At 62.9% G+C, this 1422-nt stretch carries 2 pseudogenes; both read left to right on the forward strand.

Annotation, left to right across the window (positions count from 1 at the left end):
* A pseudogene (locus A9X04_RS20400) lies at positions 1 to 203 on the forward strand (glycosyl transferase family 1); the annotation flags it as partial.
* A 393-nt stretch (positions 204 to 596) separates the two neighbouring features.
* Positions 597 to 1418, forward strand: a pseudogene (locus A9X04_RS20405) (glycosyltransferase); the annotation flags it as partial.
* Between the last annotated feature and the right edge of the window lie 4 nt (positions 1419 to 1422).

The raw sequence follows: 1422 nt of genomic DNA on the forward strand, positions 1-1422 counted from the left end.
TCAAACGGCTGAAAGTTGGTGCCACGCGGCGGTTTTCGGCCACCACCCGGGAGTCGTTGTTGGCGGATCTGCGCCGGATACTCGATCCGGATTACGGCGTGCGTGCGCGAGAGATCGCCCGGCACATGACCAAACCCGCTGAAAGCGTTGTCAAGGCCGCTGACGTGGTGGAGAAGTTTGCCGGCTCGCGGAGTCGCGCCTGATCGGCAAAGCCGACAGCGCGGATGTGTGCCGCACTGTCAGCGTCCTGACTCCGGCGCCGGCGCCGAACTAGTTGCCGCTTCTGGAGACACGGGACCACACTTTCTGGCACACTAGATATCTGATCAGCCGACGATGCCTGGGGGTCGCGTCAAACCGTCAAAGGTCGTCACAGTCCAATGGTCGGGGGGATAGGGCCGATGATATTGGCTTCGTCACACCCGACGGCGCCCGGTGGGAATTGCCGGTTCGCCCGCTCGCGGAACCTCATTCCCCATGCCATGCAACGAAAACAGTCAATCCCAATAGGGAAGGGAGAGACTGAAATTAGGGCCGAAAGACCCTACTCTGAAGTGTTGCCGGGGCAAGGGAAAAGTGATTAAGGTTACAACGCGATGAAATTTGCTGTGGCAAGCTACGGGACGCGCGGTGACATAGAGCCGTGCCTCGCTATCGGGCGGGAACTGACGCGCAGAGGGCACGAAGTCCGCATGGCCGTCCCGCCCAATCTTGTTGAGCTCGCGCAGGAAGCAGGCCTGGCGGCCATCGGCTACGGACCCGACATGCACGACTTCTGGAGCGACGAGTTCATCCGCGACTTCTGGAAGAATTTCGTGCGCGGGCCCATCAAGTTGATGCGCGACGCATGGGAGCCGGTGCTGCGGAACTGGCAGCTGATGAGCTCGTCACTGATGTCGGTCGGTGCCGGCGCCGATTTGATCTTCACCGGACAGCTCTACCAGGACCTCGCGATCAACGTCGCCGACTACTACCGCATTCCGATGGCCACGCTGCATTACATTCCGATGCGGCCCAACGGCGAGCTGATTCCGGCACTGCCCGGGCCGATGGTCCGTACCGGGATGGCGGTGTACGACTGGATGTGTTGGCGGATGAACAAGAGGGCCGAGGACCGGCAGCGCCGCGAACTCGGACTGCCCGCGGCCACGAAACCCTCGCCCCGGCGGATCGCCGAACGCGGCTCGCTCGAGATCCAGGCCTATGACGAAGTCTGCTTTCCCGGGCTGGCCGCCGAATGGGCGAAGAAATGGGGCGACCGACGGCCCTTTGTCGGCGCGCTGACCATGGAGTTGACCACGGACGCCGACGAGGACGTGGCATCGTGGATCGCCGGTGGATCGCCGCCGATCTGCTTCGGTTCGGGCAGCATCCCGCTCGAATCCGCTTCCGCCACAGTCGAGATGATCAGCTCGGCGTGAC

This window comes from Mycobacterium sp. E3247, from assembly GCF_001667785.1.
In the GTDB taxonomy this organism is placed as follows: Bacteria; Actinomycetota; Actinomycetes; order Mycobacteriales; family Mycobacteriaceae; genus Mycobacterium.